The following is an 18,891-nucleotide window of genomic DNA, read 5'->3' as shown; positions in this document are numbered from 1 at the left end:
AGCAGCCGATTAAAACAACGTTACGAAGAAGTCCATGACGGACTTGGCCAGCGCCCGCGTACTGCCCTCGAACTCAAGGAAATGGGCAATCAACACCGAATCCCCCCACCAACTGTCCTGTTCCACCGGTACCAGCGCCGGCGCCAGTATCAATAGGGCCATCACTACAATACCGCCACGCACCAGGCCAAACAGCACCCCCAGCACCCGGTCGGTGCCGGATAAACCGGTGGCCTCGACAAAAGCGGAGAGCATCGTATTCAGACCGGCACCAACTAATAGTGTGCCGAAAAACAGGATGGCAAAAGCGGTAATCACCTGCAGGGAAGGGGTATCGACGAGATTGGAAAGCAGTGGCGCCAACTGGTCTCGAAACAGCATGGCGACAATAAAAGCGGCGACCCAGGTGAGTAGTGACAGGGTTTCACGCACAAAACCCCGACCGAGCCCGATGAGCGTGGAGATACCCACAATTGCCAGAATGATCCAGTCAGCCCAATTCATTCAACCCACCTGCGTGGCGGCTGTTGCCGCAAAGAGCGCGCATTCTAACTTATGGGACCAAGCGCGTGAAGCTGTAGGCCAACCCACTGGAATTTAATCCCCCAGGAACAAAGCTCCTTGGGCGATTCGCCATACAGCCATGAGTTTTTACCGAATAAAAATGCAAACACACAACCGCAAACCGGTGCCCTCACACCCTGCTGATGCCCAGGCAGAGGGGGTACCGCGATCATATATGTACAGAACCTTAAAAACGCAGGATCAGGGTTTGCGTCTGCAGCAAAGTATCCAGTTTGCGTTTCAGGGCCTGGGCATCCGCCTTATTGATCTTGGGCCCGACAAAGACCCGCACCAGACGCCCCTTGTCGGTCTGCACAGTGCGAGTGTAGGCCCGGAAACCTTTATCCATCAAGCGTATACGCAGTTGCTCCGCCCGAGTGGCCTCCCGATAAGAGGCCACCTGTACAACCCAGGCCATTGGCAGGCCCTGGGCATCCGCCAGAGGCGAGGCGCCCTTGCTGGGAACAGTGGAGGTATTGGTGTTGGGTGCAGGGCTGTCCTGGGCCTGTTTGTCGGCAGGCGGAGAACCGGTGTTCTGTTCAGCCAGCGCCGGCGGATTGGAAAACTGCTCGGGCACAGCCGGCTGGAAGGCCGCCTCAGGCGCGGGCGCCGGGGCCACATCCACCACAGGCTCCGGCTTGGCAATCTCGATGGGGTGAATATCCGGTTCTGAGGGAATCTGGCTCACTTCACTGATATAGCCTTTCGCGGCTTCGCGATGCAAAAGGCTCGGCAGGAAGATCACAGCGAGAGCAACAAGCACCAGCGCACCGACAATACGCTGCTTGAAACCGTCATTCAGCCGTCCCCTAGGGGAGGACTTGTCCTCGCAATTCTCCATTACCCTCGTCTCGTATCTGCTGCAGAACTTCCGCCACAGTAAAGAAGGATCCAAATACAAGCAACCTGTCCTGCGGCCCTATAGTCAGCAACAGCTGTTGCAACCCAGTGGCAACCGTTGGACAGCGGCTATCCACTTTCGTTACCTCAATACCCGCCGCTCGCAGACCAGAACAGAGAGCCCCTGCCCCCGCAGCTCGGATATTGTCCGGCAACAATGCCGGGTGCCATCGGTCTACCAGGAGTGCCAGTGGGGCAAACAGACCACCCAGGTTCTTATCCGCCATGGCTGCCACCAGGGCATGGGTCTCCCCCGTCACCCGGTGGGATTCCAGCCAGCGCGCCAGGTGAGCCGCAGCGGCGGGGTTGTGGCCAACATCCAGCAACAAGGTGCGTTCACGCCACTGCACCTGCTGACAGCGTCCCGGCAGTGCTATACGGGACAATACGACCCCGATGCCCTGTTGTGGCAATGCATTGAGCAGTGCCAGGGCAGTGATTGCAGCAGCAGTGCTGGCATAGGACAAGTTGATGGGCGGGATTGTCAGCGTCAGCGCGCCAAACCGATAGAGGCCCCCGCCACTGCCAGCCGCTACAGTGAAATCCCGATCAATAAAGTAGCTGAAACCAGCGAGATTTTCCGCTGCGGACACAACGGATCGCGGCGGTGCCCTGTCCGCACAGACAAAGGGGATACCCGGTCGCAAAATTCCGGCCTTTTCGCTCCCAATCATTTCCCGATCGCTGCCCAGCCAGTCCTCGTGATCCATGGCCACACTGGTGATAATGGCCAGATCCGTATCCACCAGATTGACCGCGTCCAGGCGCCCCCCGAGGCCCACTTCCAGCAGTGCGAACTCGATGCCGGCACGCTGGTAAAGCCACAGGGCCGCCAGGGTGGTGAACTCAAAGTAGGTCAGGCTGGTCTCGCCACGGGCGGCCTCCACCACTTCGAAGGCCCTGACCAGGTCTTTATCAGGCACCGCTCTGCCATTGATGCGCACCCGTTCATTAAAGCGCAACAGATGCGGGGAGCTGTAAGCGCCGACAGATCGACCGGCGCTGCACAGAAGGGCTTCCATCACAGCCACACAGGTTCCCTTGCCATTGGTTCCGGCAACCGTAATCACCGTGGGTGCGGGCTTCTGTACGCCCAAAGCCCTGGCCACACGGGAGACGCGCTCCAGACCCAGCTCGATTTCAGTGGGATGCAAGCGTTCCAGGCGGGAGAGCCAGTCTTGTAATGAGAGCATCGTTGGGCAAGTCACAAGGGGGGCCAGCGCAGTTGTAAAAACGATCGGCACAGCGGCCGCCTGGCCACGACATAACCGGGCATCAATGGCCGCTCAGCTTTCCCAGCAGGCGCGATACCGTTGACCGCATCTCCCTGCGCGGAATGATCAGATCGATCGCGCCGTGCTCCAGCAAAAACTCACTGCGTTGGAACCCTTTGGGCAGCTTCTGGCGAATAGTCTGCTCAATGATATTGGGCCCGGCAAAACCGGCGCGGGCACCGGGCTCAGCTGCGTTGATATCCCCCAGCAGCGCCAGGGATGCGGAGACACCGCCGTAGACCGGATCGGTCATAATGGAGATATAGGGCACCCCCGCCATCTTCAGCTTTTCAAGCACCGCGGAGGTCTTTGCCATCTGCATCAATGAGATCAACGCCTCTTGCATCCGCGCGCCGCCGGTCGCAGAAAAGCACACCAGCGGTATCCGCTCCTCCAGGGCACGCTGGGCCGCACGGGTAAATCGCTCTCCCACCACATAGCCCATGGAACCGCCGTGAAAAGCGAACTCAAACGCCACTGCAACCAGTGGTGCCCCCTCCAGGGTACCCAGCATGGCCACCAGCGCGTCCTTTTCCCCGGTGGATTTTTGCGCTTGCACCAGGCGGTCCTTGTATTTCTTCACATCCTTGAACTTCAGGCGATCCACGGGTAGCACATCGCTGGCCAGTTCCTCCCGTCCCGCCTCGTCGAGAAAGATATCCAGCCGGCGTCGGGCACCAATGCGCATATGGTGATTACACTTGGGGCAAACATCCAGATTGCGCTCCAGCTCCGGGCGATAAAGCATCGCAGCACACTTGACACACTTTCTCCACACACCCTCGGGCACCTTGCTGCCGCCGGTGCGGCGCTCGGTACGAATGACTGCGGGAACAATCTTCTCTAACCAGCTCATCTCGTTTCCAAATCCGGATGCTTCCAGTAGGCCGGTGCATTGTACCGACCGGTGAGTTTCAGGCTGCGAATTAAAACACTAAGTCGAACACCAAACCCGGCCACATCAGCCGCTGTTTTTGGCTTTTTGGCCAGTCCTGAGCCTGAACACAGGACCGCGCTTACCGGTCCAGGGCCTGGCGCATTTCGCCGACAATCGCCCCAACCCGCTCCCTCGCGGCTGTCGCGTCCGGTGCCCCACCAATCGCCGACACCAATACGCTGCCCACGACCGCACCCTCTCCGTGGGCGCTGACAGCCTGTGCCGATGCACCATCCTTGATACCAAAGCCCACGCACAGGGGCAGGCCGGTAAAACGGCGAATATGGGCTAACTTATCACGTACAGAGTCCAGGTCCAGGTGGCCGGCTCCGGTAACCCCTTTCAGGGATACATAGTAAACAAAACCACTGGCCAGCGCGGAAATCTCCCGGATACGCGCATCACTGGTGGTGGGCGTCAGCAGGAAAATAGTGCGCAGACCGCGCTCCGCCAACAGCGCATTGAGTGGCCCCGCTTCCTCCGCCGGCAAATCCACGGTGAGCGCGCCGTCAACTCCGGCCTCACAGGCGGCATCAGCAAAGGCGCACTCACCCATGCGCTGGATGGGGTTGGCGTAGCCCATCAGGATCACCGGAGTCACATCATCCCTCTGGCGAAATTCCTGCACCAGTGCCAGGCACTTGCGTAGCGAGGCGCCATTGGCCAGGGCCCGCTCATGGCCTTTCTGGATCACTGGCCCCTCCGCCATGGGGTCGGAAAAAGGCACCCCCAACTCAATCACATCCGCGCCACTCGCCACCAACTGGTGCATCAGGGGAACTGTATTCCCGAGCCCGCCATCCCCGGCAACGAGGTAAGTTACCAGGGCCTTGCGGCCCTCCCTGCCCAGCGCAGCAAAGCGGCGATCAATTCTGTTTTGTTCTGTCACATGTACTCCCTGAGCTACTCCCGGCCTGATACCAGGGCATTCAATCGATTTTGCGCACCCCAAACCGACACTGTAAAGTGGTTTTGGAATGGTTAAACCTCAATCCCGTCGATTGCGGCAACGGTGAAAATATCCTTGTCGCCGCGACCGGAGAGGTTCACAACGATATTTTGCTTCGGTGCCATAGTAGCCGCCAGTTTCAGCGCGTAAGCCACCGCATGGCTGGACTCCAGCGCCGGCAGTATGCCCTCGGTACGGGTGAGGCGCCGGAAAGCGTCGAGCGCCTCTGTATCATCAGCGGTGACATAGTGGACCCGCCCGATATCCTTCAGCCAGGCGTGTTCTGGACCCACCCCCGGGTAGTCGAGCCCCGCAGATACCGAATGGGTCTCGATAATCTGGCCGTCCTCATCCTCCATCAGGTAAGTGCGGTTACCGTGCAGCACTCCGGGAATACCGTCATTCAGGGGGGCCGCGTGCCGACCGGAAGCCAGCCCCTCGCCACCGGCCTCGACGCCATACATCTGCACTTCGGCCGCATTCAGGAAAGGGTGAAACAGACCGATGGCATTAGACCCGCCGCCAACGCAGGCCACCAGGGCATCGGGCAAGCGGCCAAACTGCACCAGACTCTGGCTGCGCGCCTCACGGCCGATAATGGCGTTGAAATCCCGCACCAACTGCGGGTACGGATGGGGGCCTGCTGCGGTGCCGATGATATAAAAAGTATTATCCACATTGGTGACCCAGTCGCGCATGGCCTCATTCATGGCGTCCTTGAGGGTTTTGGAACCGGATTCCACCGGCACCACTTCGGCACCAAGCAATTTCATACGGTATACATTGGGTGACTGGCGCTTTACGTCTTCCGAGCCCATATACACGGTGCACTGCAGCCCAAGGCGTGCGGCGACCGTAGCCGACGCCACACCGTGCTGGCCAGCCCCGGTCTCGGCAATGACCCGGGTCTTGCCGCTGTGCTTGGCCAGCAGGGCCTGACCAACCGTATTGTTTATCTTGTGCGCACCGGTGTGGTTGAGATCTTCGCGTTTAAGCCAGATCCGCGCGCCACCGGCCTGTTCTGACAAGCGTTCGGCAAGATACAGTGGCGATGGCCGCCCCACATAGTGGGCCAGATCGCGGTCAAAGGCGGCGATAAATTCCGGATCCTCTTTCAGGCGACTGTACATCGCCTGCAACTCATCCAGTGCGCTGACCAGCGTCTCCGAAACAAAGCGGCCGCCATAGGGGCCGAAATGCCCACTGGCATCCGGAAAAGTGGAGAAATCAATAGTATCTGGCTTACTCACATTACTACTCCGTCGATCTCTGGGGTTTTTTATTACCCACCTGCAAAGGGTTCGCCCTGAACCCTGAATGTCACCTGTAAAGACTGGCGCAGAGGCGTGGATCTGCTGGTCTTTTCAGCCCCGCGCCGGCTGCTGCCGGGCGCACTGCCCAGTGCCACTTATCGCGCCCTGGTTTACCGGCCTAGTGGCCCTTCGCCGCACGGATAAAGGCACTGACTTTGCGCGGGTCTTTAAGGCCCGGCGACTGCTCTACCCCACCACTGACATCCACCCCCTGGGGGCGGGCAGCAGCGATTGCCGCAGCGACATTCTCCGCCTTCAGGCCACCGGCGAGGACAATCGGGCAGCCGCTGTTTTGCGGCACCCTGTCCCAGTCAAAGGTCGCTCCGGTGCCTCCGGGAACGCTTGGGCAATAGGCGTCCAACAGGAAGCCCCGTGCCCTGGGGTGCTGTGCCATTGCTGCGGATACATCCAGACCCTCTCTCATACGCAGGGCCTTGATATAGGGTCGTCGAAACTGCTCACAATAGCGCGCGCCTTCCTCGCCATGGAACTGCAAGAGGTTAAGCGGTACACACTCCAGTGCCTGGTCCACCTCGCTCTGGGCAGCATCCACAAACAGGCCGGTGAGGATAACAAAGGGAGGCACCGCAGCGGCAATAGCAGCAGCAGTCTGAAAGCCAATATAGCGCGGGCTCGCCTTGTAGAACACCAGACCCAGCGCATCCGCACCGGCATCAACAGCCCCAAGGGCATCCTCAACACGGGTTATGCCGCAAATCTTTACTTGCATCGTTTAACCTGAAGCCATCCGGGCGGCCAACAGAAATGGGGGATTCGGGATACTAGCAGATTGGTACAGGGCCTGAAACGGGGTCTTGGATACACGCTTTCACTCTGCCCTCCCCATCTCCAGTACCCCACGTCTCACCCTTTGCTGATCATAGACCCCCACGGCTCATGACAATCGGAACATGGGGATTTGACATTCCAGCGCGGGAGCATATCAACCCCCAGTTGCGCAGGGCCAATGATATTGATTCACGATAGCCTGTGAGCTGCATCGGTTGGACCACTGCCTTGTAGACCACTTTTATACAAAAAATACCTTACCCGAAACACGCCAATAGAAACACTTTGCGATTTTCTGCCAAATTCGCCAGTCTAGGGAAAATGCAGCCGCTTGCGCGGGGTAGTCCTTGGCTGTCTACGGTGGTCACTCCCCCCTCTCGCAGGTGGGCGAACACCACCCGGCGAGGATAGGGTAAGCCCTGAAGGAAAGGGGCTGGGACCCGAAACTATTTTTAAGGACTAAGTAATAAAGATTGTTGGTTACTGCTCTACGTAAACTGTTAACAAACGGCTGTTGTCGCCCCTTCGGCTCTGGCAAGCCCTTTCCGCTGCTTCGCAGTTCCAAGTCCGTCCCAAAGTCAGGCAACTAAATTTCAATGAACTAGGGCCTGTTCACACTAAATCCTGTATAATCCCTTCATGGAACTTACAGCGCAACAATACAAAATTATCGAAGATTTTCTGCCCCTTCAGCGCGGCAACGTGAAAATATCCAACTTACAGGTACTGAACGCCATTCTTTACATAGCCGAGCATGGTTGCAAATGGCGAGGTCTGCCGAAGAAATTCGGCCGTTGGCACAGCGTCTACATGCGAGCGAATCGTTGGGCCAAGCAAGGTGTACTGGATAGGGTCTTTCTGGCCCTCCAGGAAAATAATGTGATCAATATCCAGGTCGATCATATCTCTCTTGATTCTACGGCTGTTAAAGTTCATCCAGATGGCGCTGGCGCGTTAAAAAAAACGGTCCTCAATCTATCAGCAAATCACGAGCAGGATGGACCACCAAGATTCATATGGTTGCAGCCGGCCACAACCGCGCCGTAGTATTTTCTCTGTCACCGGGGCAGGCTGGAGACGCTCCGGAGGGCCGAAAGCTGCTGAAAGGCCTTGAGAACCGCGGTTGGGATGGTGCCAAAGTGATCATGGACAAGGCCTACGAGGGTAATGAAACCCGGCAGTTGGTATTCGATCTGGGCATGGAACCTGTCGTGCCACCGAAGAGTAACCGATTGAGCACCTGGAAATACGACGTAGAGGCGTACAAAAAACGAAATGAAGTGGAGAGGCTGTTTCGACGCCTGAAGGGCTTCAGAAGAATTTTCTCTCGTTTTGACAAACTGGATGTCGTTTTCACGTTTTTTATTCACTTTGCGCTTATTGTCGATACTTTAATTAGTGTGAACAGGCCCTAGAGAAAAAAATGAAAAGAAAATCAACAGTATTACTTTTATTGAGTGTTTTGTTAAATAGTTTGGGTGCGCAAGCAATCGAAAAGTCAGGTCCTGGCACGGTAGATAGATTGGTATCGTATTCTAGTGTTGGAAATGGGGATGTATTTATTTCGTTGTCAACAAATGGAGCTACATGCAATTACGGGTATTTCGTTAATAAAAATAGCCAGGGCTTTGAGGGGCAACTGAGCATGCTGCTGGCGGCTTATCAGGCCAAGACTCCAATCTATATCTCTGCCAATGAAAATAGTCGCTGGTCAAACTCCAGTAACACCGTATGTGAAGTTCATTCCATCGAATATAAGCACTAAATGTATCATCGGGTAAAGGCGGGTTTCTGGCCCGCTCTACCAACACCAGCGCAGTTGCGGGCACACACGCGGTACAGCTCCCTGGAACGCAATCCGGGAGATATGACCCCGGCGTAACTGTACCTCCAGCTTGATCAGATTGCGGACACACATTCGGAATTTGTGCCACTGCTTGAGAAAATACATGCGCAGACACCTAAAAACCCATTCACCGCACAATGATAAGGGGCGGTACTATTTTGCGAAGGCGAAACAGTTGATTGATCCGCCCAGAATACAACCCAGTTCGCGTATCCGACGTTGCAAGGACACACCCCAAAATTAAGTTTGTAATAACTCCCCCAGTGGTAAAGGCACCAGCAGCGGTCCCGGCGCGCACCGGGGCAGCTGAAACGCTTGCGGGTATTGCACATCCACCAGGTAGAGGCCAAACGGCGGTGCGGTAACACCGCCGGCACAGCGATCACGTTGATCGAGCACGATTTTCACCCATTCCGGCGGATTTGCACCTTGTCCCACCGACATCAGCACTCCGGTGATATTGCGCACCATATGGTGCAGGAAAGCATTGGCGCTGACCTCCAACACAACCAGGTACCCGACGCGGGCAATATCCAAACGGGTGATTTTTCGCACGGGGCTTTTGGCCTGGCACTGGGAGGCGCGGAAGCTGGTGAAATCATGACAGCCCAGCAGGTGGCTTGCACCCTCGCGCATGGCAGCGAGATCCAGGGGGTGTTGGGTCCAGGTGACCTCTGCGGCACTGTGGGCAGTGCGGGTGGGCGCGCTGTGGATCAGGTAGCGGTAACTGCGCGCCAGGGCGGAAAAGCGGGCATGGAACTGTGCCGGCATCTCCTGGGCCCAGCGCACCCGTACCGCTTCGGGCAACTTGGTATTCACGCCCAGAACCCAGGCCCGCTGTGGGCGCCGGGCACGGGTGTCAAAATGAATGACCTGGTGTGTGGCGTGCACACCGGCATCGGTGCGCCCGGCGCAGACCAGGGTTACAGGCTCTGCGGCAATCACGGAGAGGGCCCGCTCAAGATGGGCCTGTACGGTTTCCACGGTAGATTTCTGTTTCTGGAAACCGTGCAGCCGGGCACCGCAATATTCAATGCCCAGGGCAATACGATGCAGGCCCCGGGGCAGCTTCTCACCGGGGGGCACTTCGCCATTGGGCTTATAACGGTATTCAGGCTGTATCGACTGACCCATATATCTTCAATTACTCTTCAATACCGACAAGCTTCAGGGGATGTGTTGCCATCTGTAAACGCACCCCATAAGGCACAATAAAAAAACCTCGCAGCCAGTGCGAGGTTTTTTTAATATGAAGTGCAGTCGCCGTTTACACCATATGCTCCAGCATTTTCTCGGCCCGGCTTTTGTGTTCACCACCACCATCCTGGGCCACCTCCTTGAGAATATCCTTGGCACCATCCTCATCGCCCATATCCAGATAGGCCTGCGCCAGTTCCAACTTGGTTTCCATCTCATCCCCCCCTTCCAGCAGGCTCAGTTCGGGATTGAGATCACTTTCCAGGTTGAAATCCAGATCGTCAAAATCAGATTCCACACCCAGCTCTTTCTCAGCAACAGTCTCAAGCTGCGGTGAGGTATTAGCCGCGGCTCCAGCCGAGGGTTCCTGCTCTTCTTCCAGGGCGAGACCGCCAGCGCTGGATGCATCTATCGGTGCTAATGCATCTTTGAGGGGGGGAGGCTCTCCGATGGAATCCCCACTTGAAGACTCCTCACCACCGCTGGCTGGTCTGTCAGAAATTATATCCGTTTGCTCTGACAACACCTCCATGGAGGACAAATCCTTGGCGATATCGTCCAGGTCGATACTGTCAAGATCCAGTTCCGATTCCAGTTCACCACCGATCATTGCCAGATCGTCTTCGGAAACCGCTTCCAGAGGCAGGCTTTCCTCATCACCCGCAACCTTGTTTTCCAACCCGGAATTACCCTCATCAGTAGATTCCACTGCCAGGGTGTTTTCAAGAACAAGGGAGTCGGCAAGATCAGCGGTGAGGAGGGGGCTTTCTTCTTCCTTAGTCCCCGTTTGATCCTCCACCAGGGACAGGTCCAGTTCAAAATCCAGACCGCTACTTGAAGCGCCGGTCGTCGGCTGCCCGGCATCGCCCTCTGTGACCTCAATTCTATCGGTGACATCGGCCCCGGCTTCCAAAGTCACCGTATCCAGTTCCAGGGAATCCAGCTCCAGATCATCAAGGTTCAACTCGTGATCCGCTTCCCCCTGAGTCTCAACACCAGGCTGAATGGTATTGTCAGCAAGGGCACTGTCCAGGTCCAATTCATCCAAATTGAACGCAATATCCGGGGATGCGCCCACTTCTCCGGCGGTCCCGACCTGCTCCTCGGGCGTTGTATCCAGATCCAACTCCAGGTCCAGGGATAAAGCCTGCCCGGCAGTGTTGCCAGCGCCTTTGCCATCATCCAGGGCCAAGTCCATGGTCAGTTCATCGAGCAGTGCGGTATCTTCCTCAAGCGCATCGCCCGGGTCTGCGGCCACCGGTTCGGCACTGGCATCCAGAACCAGCGTTTCGCAGGATTGGTCCTGATCCCGATCAGCACCAATTGCATCCAATTGCGCGGCTTCCAGAGATTCGCTGGAAAAATCTCCAGCGGGCGCTTCAAAATCCGGTGCTCCCGTGATGGTTTCGCGCAAACGGGCAGCGCGGTCGGTGGCCGGGCCGTCGCTGATTGCCAGCAGCTGGCGGTAGTGTTCGTCGAATTTCTCCACATCCTGGTTGTGGGCGTACACTTCCATCAGCATCAGGCGCGCATCCACCACCTGTGGGTCTTTTTCCAGTCCCAGCAGCAACTTGCTTTCCGCCTCTTCATACTGGCCCAGGGACAGGTGAATTTCCGCTTCCGAAACCGGATCATCGGTGCCTACATCCTCAAGGTCAGCGAGATCGAAGGTATCATCCGCTTCCATACTCTCCACAGTGGCCAGGGTTTGATCCGGCTCGAGCATCTCTTCGGTAGCCCCCACCGGTTCCTGTTCAGGGACCCTGTATGGTTCCAGTGGCTGTTCAACCGCCTCCTGCTCAGCTTTGCGACGGCGCCAGGTAAAGAGGCCGAATATCACTACTAGGAGGCCTGCGGCACCAATACCAATCAGCTGCATATTGCCACCGAACCTTTCCACCAGGGTGGGCTCGGGCTTGGTCTGTACGGAGACTACGCGATTGCGCGTTTCAGGCGCCGCGGCTGCAGTTTCCACCCCGAGCTGCTCTGTGGAGGCACTCAGCGATTTGCTTGCATCGGCGGCAAGCGTGCCATCCGTGGAGGATTCACCCTCTGCGACATCCATGTCAGTGGGATCAAGCAGGAGATCAGACTGCTCGGCGGCGGTTTGTAGTGCTTGCATCTCCTCATTGGAGACTTCGACCAGGGCCTCCATGGTATCTATCTGCTCGTCAAGCTCTGAAATGCGCTCGCGCAACTCCGTATTTTCCAGTTGGGATTTATCCAGCTCTTCCTCGGCCAGGGTCAGGTTGCCTTCCAATGCCTCATGATCCCCAGCGCCACTGCCGGAACCGGAGATAACAGATTCATTATTCATCGGTGCAGCCAGACTGACACGGCCTTCAACTCCACCGCTGGCGTCATCCTCTTCCTGTACTGCGCGGGCGTCCAGTGGCGCCCCTGTGGCTATTTCCTCCACACCACTGCGCTGGCGCCAAGAATTATTCTGCTCGGCAACCTGTGAAATCGCCTCCGTGAGGCTCACGCCGCGCAGGTCATCGGCATTGGGCAGGCGCAATACGGCACCTTTTTTCAACAGATTGATGTTGTTGTTGATAAAGGCTTCGGGATTCAGGCGCTGAATGGCCAGCATGGTCTGCTGCACAGAAAACGCCCGGCTAACCCGATTCTTTAAGGCAATTTCCCACAGCGTATCCGAAGAGGAAACAGGACCGTAGACCTGACTGCTACTGTGCGTGTTTTCTACCGGGCTGCGCTGGGGCTGGTGGCGCGCGGGCCCGGCTTGTTGCACCGCCGGCGTTTCACGGGGCTGGTCAACCTCGGGCTGGATCGCCGGCTGCTGCTTTGACTCTACCGGGCGTTGTGCTGGTCTCTGAGCGGGCGTGTCGCGGCGCACCTGCTGGCGCTCGCGCTCTGCAGCGCGCACCGGCTGCTGGGCCGTAGTGGGCGAAAATGCTGGCAAATCCATCAACAGGGTGTACTCGCGCAACAGACGTCCACTGGGCCAGCGGGTTTCAACAAGGAAATTCAAATAGGGTTCACGGATCGGCTCGCGACTGGATATGCGAATCACCGGACTGCTGCCCGAGTAATCCACATCGAATTGCAGCGAAGTGAGCAGGTAGGAACGCTCCACATCCGCACGTTCAAATTCCTCGGGCTCCGCGAGGCGCACCATGATCTCCGTATCATCCAGACCGCGTGTCTGCAGCAATCCGATTTCCGCATTGAGCGGCTGATTGAGGGTGGAGTTGAGTTTGATCTCCCCCAGCCCGAGCGCCAGGGCCGTGCTGCTTCCCAGTGCACCAACTAAACCAACTGCAAGTGCCAGCTTACGCACACGCATATCCGATTCCCTTTATTGTTAGAATCTGCCCAGGGCTTCCGAAAAGCGCACCCTCAGAACATCCCCATTACTGAACGGTAATCGTTCGACTATCTTGACCGCCGTGCATGCAGCCGCCAACTGCGACGAATAGCTCGCCATTCCCAGCCGCACCCAAGTTAAGACTACACCTTCACTATGGCGGCTAAGTATTAAATATCAGTAGTTTTTTAGCAACAAGTGAGCAATTTGTGCGCAGTTTATCGCAACATCCTTGCGCAGATTGTCAGATACCGCACAGAGGTTGAACTGGCGCTTGTCGAGTAGACTTTGGCGCAAACGGCCAATGAGTGTCACCTCGCTGCCCACAGCATTTTCTGTTGAGGGCTGCTCCGCCAACTGCAGGCGCGCGCCATTGCCCAACAAAGCGCGCACTTTGTGCAGATCGATATCCTCTGTAAACACCACGCCCATGTTGGCCAGTTGCCCGTGGAATACGGCAACCGTATTGATACCAGCGTCAAATGCCACTTCTTCACCCAGCAGGTGGCGCAAATCGTGGATCAGAGTCAGCTCACTTAGGGTATGACCACTGGAAAGCGGAGCCTCGCTGGCACTCAATTGGTTGAATGCGAGACGGTGACCAATGGCGGGATCAACTTCAGTATCCTGGCCGCTGAACATACGCGCTGTTTGCGCGGCCATGGAATCGATGGCGGCCTTGCCCAACGCAGATATCGGTTGGTTCAGTTGCACATACACAGACCGCAGCCTGTCTCTCAGTGGTGCCAGCGCCTCGGCCACCATGGCAGCACCGGCACTGGGCAGTGCCACAACCCGGCGCCCAACATGTGCCAATTCCGCACTGTTCAACACCGGATGGATCAACACCACGCTTTCGTCGCCACGGGTGATGGCTGCGGCATCCAGTACCCAGGCCCCATTTTGTTCAGCAGCAGACATGGCGGCGTCGGCAGCGTCACCTGACTTCAGCAGAATTACCACCTGCGCCTCGTTAAAAACAAATTTTCCCAAGGACTGTACGGGAATCGTGCGATTGGCAAATACCTGCGGGTCCACTTCGCAGTCCTGTATCTCCAGCAGGCTCAGCTGCTCGGCGGAGATCATTTCCCGCTCTTCCAGTATTTCCAGCAGAGGGGCAAAGGCCGCGTTATCGACACCGACAATGACCAGTTCGCGAGCGGTTTCTGACATGACGATTCACTTGATTGGATTGGGAAAAAGCGAGGGGCGATTATACCTGCGGGGAAAAGTCGAAAAAGCCACTATGACAACCCGTTGCAGCTTTTAACGCGAAGGAGTTCACAGCTTGGCAAAAAGCCCTCTACTAACAGACACCGAAAAGCGCGGCCTCCGGGGCCTCTGCGAGGCCCACGCCCGTTACAGCTTGCCCAGTAAAATCAGCAGAATGCGGCGCAGTGGCTCGGCTGCCCCCCAGAGTAACTGATCACCCACCGTAAAGGCGTTCAGGTATTCGGGCCCCATATGCAATTTGCGCAGACGGCCCACCGGAATAGTCAGCTTGCCAGTCACCGCCGTGGGCGTCAGTGCCGCCAGAGTGGCCTCGGGATCATTGGGCACCACACAGACCCAATCGTTGGCACTGCTGAGAATGCGCTCGATCTCCGCCAGAGGCAGATCCTTGTTCAGCTTCACGGTAAAAGCCTGGCTGTGGCAGCGCATTGCGCCAATCCGCACACAGGTGCCATCCACCGGAACCGGACTGGCGGTTTGCAGGATCTTGTTCGCCTCTACCTGGGCCTTCCACTCCTCCCTGCTCTGACCGTTGCCCATCCGGGTGTCGATCCAGGGCAGCAGGCTTCCGGCCAGGGGGGCACCGAATGCTTCTGTGGGAAATTCGGTCGAACGCATATCAGTGACCACCTTGCGGTCAATCTCCAGAATGGCGCTGGCAGGATTCGCCAGCTTAGTGGCAACCCCATCGCGAATAGTGCCCATCTGTGCAATCAGCTCACGCATATTGCGCGCACCGGCACCACTGGCGGCCTGGTAGGTCATGGCGCTGACCCACTCTACCAACTCCGCCTTGAACAGACCCCCAAGGGCCATCAGCATCAGGCTCACGGTGCAGTTGCCACCAATAAAGCGCTTTTGCCCCGCATCAATTGCCCGGTCGATCACTTCCCGGTTGACAGGGTCCAGCACAATCACCGCATCATCCTGCATGCGCAGGCTGGAGGCGGCATCAATCCAGTACCCATTCCATCCCGCTTCGCGCAAGCGGGAGCATACCACCCGGGTGTATTCGCCACCCTGGCAGCTGACAATCCCATCCAACTGCGCCAGTGCAGTGATATCGTAGGCATCTCTCAGGGCAGGCAAATCACGGCCGATATCCGGTGCCTTGCCACCGGCATTGGAGGTAGAGAAGAATACTGGTTCGGCGATGTGGGCGAAGTCGCCCTCTGTACACATACGTTCCAGTAATACCGAGCCGACCATACCGCGCCAGCCGATAAATCCAATTTTTTGCATTGCGATGTCCTTGCGTGGTGTGATCAACAGGCGCGTCGGTTACAGGGCAGAAGCAACAGCGGCGCCCATCTCAGCAGTGGAAACCCTCCGGCACCCTTCGGTATGAATATCGGCGGTGCGCAGCCCACGATCGAGCACTGTATGCACCGCGGCCTCAATGACATCCGCCGCTGGGCCCATATCCAGGGAGTAGCGCAGCATCATGGCGGCGGACAGGATGGTGGCCAGCGGATTGGCAACGCCCTGGCCGGCAATATCCGGTGCAGAGCCGTGGCAGGGCTCATACAGGCCAAAACCGCTTTCATTCAGGGATGCCGATGGCAGCATACCGATGGAACCGGTGAGCATGGCGGCAGCGTCGGAGAGAATGTCCCCGAACATATTGCCGGTTACCATGACATCGAACTGCTTCGGCGCGCGCACCAACTGCATGGCTGCATTGTCCACGTACATATGGGACAGCGACACATCCGGATATTCCGGTGCCAAGCGATCCAGTACCTCGCGCCACAACACTGTCACTTCCAACACATTGGCCTTATCTACGGAGCAGAGTTTGCCGTTGCGCTTTTGTGCCGCCTCAAACGCACTGCGCGCGATACGCTCGATTTCCGATTCGCTGTATACATAAGTGTTGAAACCCTGGCGCTCACCGTTCTCCAGGGTGCGGATACCCCGCGGTTCCCCGAAATAAATGCCTCCGGTCAGCTCCCGCACAATCAGGATATCCAGTCCGGAAACCACTTCCGGTTTCAATGAAGAAGCACCGGCCAGCTGCGGGTAGAGTATCGCCGGGCGCAGATTGGCGTAGAGCCCCAAACCACTGCGAATTTTCAACAGGCCTTTCTCCGGGCGGATTTCCCGCGCCAGGGTGTCCCACTGGGGGCCACCCACGGCGCCGAGCAGCACCGCATCACAGTCGCCTGCAGCCTCGAGCGTTGCATCAGTAAGTGGCTCGCCGTGGGCGTCAATCGAGGCACCACCGATCAGGCCCTGCTCAAAACGCAGCCCCAGATTCAATTTGCCAGACGCGACTTCCAGTACTGTCATCGCCTGCTCAACAATCTCCGGACCAATGCCATCACCGGGCAGAATCATTACTTTCTTTGTCACGTCAATTTCCTTTAATTATTGAACTGCATCGAAAAGCCAGGGGGCCTTTTCCCGCCGCGCCGTTTCAAAAGCCCGAATGTCTTCCGAGTGCTCCAGGGTCAGGCCGATATGGTCCAGACCGTTGAGCAGGCAGTGCCTGTGGAATGCATCCACTGTGAAGGGGATCACTTCACCACAGGGCTTGCGCAGGTGCTGCCGCTCCAGATCAATAGTGAGCCTGTACCCCTCCTGCGCATGGGTTTCCTCGAACAGGCAATGCACGACTTCTTCCGGCAGCACAATTGGCAATAAGCCATTTTTAAAGCAATTGTTGAAAAAGATATCGGCAAAACTGGGGGCAATAATCACGCGAAAACCATAGTCATCCAGCGCCCAGGGAGCGTGCTCACGGCTGGAACCGCAACCGAAATTTTCCCGCGCCAGCAACACAGAGCCGCCCTGGTAGCGGCGGAAATTCAGGGGGAAATCCGGATTGCACGGGCGGCAGGAGCAATCCTGCCCGGGATAGCCTTCATCGAGATAGCGCAGTTCATCAAACAGGTAGGGGCCAAACCCGGTGCGCTTGATGGATTTGAGGAATTGCTTGGGGATGATCAGGTCCGTATCCACATTGGCGCGGTCCATGGGCACCACAAGCCCTTCATGCAGGGTAAACGCTTTCATCAGGCCGTCTCCTCTTCCGCTTGCACCGGCACCATTTCGCGCACATCCACAAAGTGCCCGGCAATGGCAGCCGCCGCTGCCATACCCGGGCTCACCAAATGAGTGCGGCCACCGTATCCCTGGCGACCTTCAAAATTGCGGTTGGAGGTTGAGGCACAGTGCTCACCAGCCCCCAGCTTGTCTGCATTCATGGCCAGACACATGGAGCAGGAAGGTTCGCGCCATTCAAAGCCCGCTTGCGTGAAAATTGCGTGCAACCCCTCCCGCTCGGCCTGGGCCTTCACCGCTTGGGAACCGGGCACAATCAGCACCTGCTTGACGCTGTCTGCCTTGCGCCGGCCTTTTGCAAGTGCCGCAGCAACACGCAGATCTTCGATTCGGGAGTTGGTACAGGAGCCGATAAATACCCGGTCCAGTTTGATATCACTGATTTTCTGCCCCGCCTCGAGTCCCATATATTCGAGGGCACGCGCCATGCCGGTGCGCTTGGTGGCATCACCCTCGGCAGCGGGATCCGGTACCCGGGCACTGATCGGCGCTACCATTTCCGGTGAAGTTCCCCAACTGACCTGGGGCTCGATATCCTCGCCGCGCAGTTTGATCACCATATCAAAGTTGGCACCGACATCGGAGTGCAGGTGCTTCCAGGCCTCAACGGCCCTGTCCCACTGCTTGCCTTTGGGGGCATAGGGCTTGCCCTTTACGTACTCGAGGGTGATCTGGTCCACTGCCACCATGCCCGCACGTGCGCCGGCCTCAATGGCCATATTGCACACGGTCATACGGCCTTCCATGGACATGCTGCGGATCACTTCACCGCCGAATTCGATCGCATAGCCAGTACCACCGGCAGTGCCGATCCTGCCGATAATCGCCAGTACGACATCCTTGGCAGTAACACCGGGACACAGGGCACCGTCTACGTGCACCAGCATATTTTTCATTTTTTTCTGGATCAGGCACTGGGTGGCCATCACATGCTCTACTTCGGAGGTGCCGATGCCGTGAGCCAATGCGCCCAGGGCACCGTGGGTGGAGGTATGGGAATCACCGCAGACCACGGTCATACCGGGCAGTGTTGCCCCGGTCTCCGGACCGATAACATGCACAATACCCTGCCCCGGTTCATTGATGCCGAACTGCACCACATCAAAATCCCGGCAGTTTTCGTCCAGGGTCTGTACCTGTATGCGGGAAATATCGTCACGAATACCGCTCACTCCGGCGGCGCGCTCGGCACTCTCGGAAGGCACATTGTGATCCGGTGTGGCCACCAGCGAATCCTTGCGCCAGGGTTGGCGCCCCGCCAGCCGCAGGCCCTCAAAAGCCTGGGGTGAGGTCACCTCGTGAATCAGGTGACGGTCAATATAGATCAGTGCGGAGCCATCATTCAGGGTCTTGACCAGATGGTCACACCACAGTTTATCGTAGAGTGTCTGCCCAGCCACAGCCTGTCCTCTCAGTTGGGTGAGAGGCTGAGTCTACCCAGCAGCAATAAATAACACCAATTTATATTTATTATTAAATGTATTCCCTAATGGAA

16 protein-coding genes are annotated in these 18,891 nt (G+C 57.3%); 2 read left to right on the top strand and 14 right to left on the bottom strand.

What is annotated here, in order from left to right; genetic code table 11:
• Positions 1-9: 9 nt before the first annotated feature.
• The 7 genes from M8T91_RS05140 to M8T91_RS05110 all read right to left on the bottom strand — a co-directional run bounded on the left by M8T91_RS05140 (position 10) and on the right by M8T91_RS05110 (position 6,667).
• Entirely contained in the window at positions 10-504 is a 495-nt protein-coding gene (locus M8T91_RS05140) for a CvpA family protein (RefSeq protein WP_301417469.1), read from the bottom strand.
• Positions 505-751: 247 nt separating this feature from the next.
• Positions 752-1,405, bottom strand: a complete 654-nt coding sequence (locus tag M8T91_RS05135) for an SPOR domain-containing protein (protein ID WP_301417465.1) — start codon at positions 1,403-1,405, stop codon at positions 752-754.
• Entirely contained in the window at positions 1,374-2,657 is a 1,284-nt protein-coding gene (gene folC, locus M8T91_RS05130; RefSeq protein ID WP_301417463.1) for a bifunctional tetrahydrofolate synthase/dihydrofolate synthase, read from the bottom strand. Before folC ends, M8T91_RS05135 begins: the two co-directional genes overlap by 32 nt.
• 82 nt (positions 2,658-2,739) lie before the next feature.
• Positions 2,740-3,594 carry an acetyl-CoA carboxylase, carboxyltransferase subunit beta gene (gene accD / locus M8T91_RS05125; protein WP_301417461.1) on the bottom strand — a complete coding sequence of 285 codons (855 nt, stop codon included), beginning with the start codon at positions 3,592-3,594 and terminating at the stop codon, positions 2,740-2,742.
• A gap of 160 nt (positions 3,595-3,754) precedes the next feature.
• Entirely contained in the window at positions 3,755-4,564 is an 810-nt protein-coding gene (gene trpA, locus M8T91_RS05120) for a tryptophan synthase subunit alpha (protein ID WP_301417459.1), read from the bottom strand.
• 92 nt (positions 4,565-4,656) lie between these two features.
• A complete protein-coding gene (trpB, locus tag M8T91_RS05115; RefSeq protein WP_301417457.1) occupies positions 4,657-5,874 on the bottom strand; it encodes a tryptophan synthase subunit beta in 1,218 nt (405 codons plus the stop codon).
• A gap of 181 nt (positions 5,875-6,055) precedes the next feature.
• Positions 6,056-6,667: a phosphoribosylanthranilate isomerase gene (locus M8T91_RS05110; RefSeq protein WP_301417455.1), complete on the bottom strand. Its 612-nt coding sequence runs from the start codon at positions 6,665-6,667 to the stop codon at positions 6,056-6,058.
• A gap of 698 nt (positions 6,668-7,365) precedes the next feature.
• On the opposite strand from M8T91_RS05110, the gene M8T91_RS05105 reads away from it, so the two are divergent.
• Positions 7,366-8,141 (top strand): IS5 family transposase gene (locus tag M8T91_RS05105; RefSeq protein ID WP_301417453.1). Its coding sequence is split into 2 segments (ribosomal slippage): positions 7,366-7,681 and positions 7,681-8,141, totalling 777 coding nucleotides; the frame shifts between segments, so codons are not numbered across the junction.
• An 8-nt stretch (positions 8,142-8,149) separates the two neighbouring features.
• Positions 8,150-8,491 (top strand): hypothetical protein, encoded by a 342-nt coding sequence (locus tag M8T91_RS05100; RefSeq protein ID WP_301417451.1) that lies wholly within the window; start codon positions 8,150-8,152, stop codon positions 8,489-8,491.
• Between the two features lie 321 nt (positions 8,492-8,812).
• Here the strand turns inward: M8T91_RS05100 and truA are convergent, their stop codons facing one another.
• From truA to leuC, 7 genes are all read right to left on the bottom strand, one after another.
• Complete coding sequence (truA, locus tag M8T91_RS05095) at positions 8,813-9,706, bottom strand: tRNA pseudouridine(38-40) synthase TruA (RefSeq protein WP_301417449.1); 894 nt, start codon at positions 9,704-9,706, stop codon at positions 8,813-8,815.
• 133 nt (positions 9,707-9,839) lie between these two features.
• Positions 9,840-13,076, bottom strand: a complete 3,237-nt coding sequence (locus M8T91_RS05090; protein WP_301417447.1) for a motility hub landmark protein FimV — start codon at positions 13,074-13,076, stop codon at positions 9,840-9,842.
• Positions 13,077-13,274: 198 nt separating this feature from the next.
• Positions 13,275-14,270: an Asd/ArgC dimerization domain-containing protein gene (locus tag M8T91_RS05085; protein WP_301417445.1), complete on the bottom strand. Its 996-nt coding sequence runs from the start codon at positions 14,268-14,270 to the stop codon at positions 13,275-13,277.
• 186 nt (positions 14,271-14,456) lie between these two features.
• Positions 14,457-15,572, bottom strand: coding sequence for an aspartate-semialdehyde dehydrogenase (gene asd, locus M8T91_RS05080; protein WP_301417443.1), 1,116 nt, complete (start codon positions 15,570-15,572; stop codon positions 14,457-14,459).
• A 39-nt stretch (positions 15,573-15,611) separates the two neighbouring features.
• A complete protein-coding gene (gene leuB / locus M8T91_RS05075; protein WP_436970332.1) occupies positions 15,612-16,670 on the bottom strand; it encodes a 3-isopropylmalate dehydrogenase in 1,059 nt (352 codons plus the stop codon).
• A gap of 30 nt (positions 16,671-16,700) precedes the next feature.
• Positions 16,701-17,348 carry a 3-isopropylmalate dehydratase small subunit gene (gene leuD / locus M8T91_RS05070; protein ID WP_301417439.1) on the bottom strand — a complete coding sequence of 216 codons (648 nt, stop codon included), beginning with the start codon at positions 17,346-17,348 and terminating at the stop codon, positions 16,701-16,703.
• Positions 17,348-18,796: a 3-isopropylmalate dehydratase large subunit gene (leuC, locus tag M8T91_RS05065; protein ID WP_301417437.1), complete on the bottom strand. Its 1,449-nt coding sequence runs from the start codon at positions 18,794-18,796 to the stop codon at positions 17,348-17,350. Before leuC ends, leuD begins: the two co-directional genes overlap by 1 nt.
• Positions 18,797-18,891: the final 95 nt, after the last annotated feature.

Origin of the sequence: Microbulbifer sp. MI-G (assembly GCF_030440425.1) — a bacterium.
In the GTDB taxonomy this organism is placed as follows: Bacteria; Pseudomonadota; Gammaproteobacteria; order Pseudomonadales; family Cellvibrionaceae; genus Microbulbifer; species Microbulbifer spongiae.
Note: the sequence above shows the minus strand (reverse complement) of the source record. Positions and strands in the feature narration are given on the sequence as shown.

What these genes read in the sequence shown, in the direction of transcription:
- accD (WP_301417461.1), bottom strand. Translation starts at nt 3,594, where the DNA reads ATGAGCTGGTTAGAGAAGATTGTTCCCGCAGTCATTCGTACCGAGCGC.
- asd (WP_301417443.1), bottom strand. Translation starts at nt 15,572, where the DNA reads ATGCAAAAAATTGGATTTATCGGCTGGCGCGGTATGGTCGGCTCGGTA.
- M8T91_RS05085 (WP_301417445.1), bottom strand. Translation starts at nt 14,270, where the DNA reads ATGTCAGAAACCGCTCGCGAACTGGTCATTGTCGGTGTCGATAACGCG.
- folC (WP_301417463.1), bottom strand. Translation starts at nt 2,657, where the DNA reads ATGCTCTCATTACAAGACTGGCTCTCCCGCCTGGAACGCTTGCATCCC.
- truA (WP_301417449.1), bottom strand. Translation starts at nt 9,706, where the DNA reads ATGGGTCAGTCGATACAGCCTGAATACCGTTATAAGCCCAATGGCGAA.
- M8T91_RS05140 (WP_301417469.1), bottom strand. Translation starts at nt 504, where the DNA reads ATGAATTGGGCTGACTGGATCATTCTGGCAATTGTGGGTATCTCCACG.
- leuB (WP_436970332.1), bottom strand. Translation starts at nt 16,670, where the DNA reads ATGATTCTGCCCGGTGATGGCATTGGTCCGGAGATTGTTGAGCAGGCG.
- leuD (WP_301417439.1), bottom strand. Translation starts at nt 17,348, where the DNA reads ATGAAAGCGTTTACCCTGCATGAAGGGCTTGTGGTGCCCATGGACCGC.
- M8T91_RS05135 (WP_301417465.1), bottom strand. Translation starts at nt 1,405, where the DNA reads ATGGAGAATTGCGAGGACAAGTCCTCCCCTAGGGGACGGCTGAATGAC.
- M8T91_RS05110 (WP_301417455.1), bottom strand. Translation starts at nt 6,667, where the DNA reads ATGCAAGTAAAGATTTGCGGCATAACCCGTGTTGAGGATGCCCTTGGG.
- M8T91_RS05090 (WP_301417447.1), bottom strand. Translation starts at nt 13,076, where the DNA reads ATGCGTGTGCGTAAGCTGGCACTTGCAGTTGGTTTAGTTGGTGCACTG.
- M8T91_RS05100 (WP_301417451.1), top strand. Translation starts at nt 8,150, where the DNA reads ATGAAAAGAAAATCAACAGTATTACTTTTATTGAGTGTTTTGTTAAAT.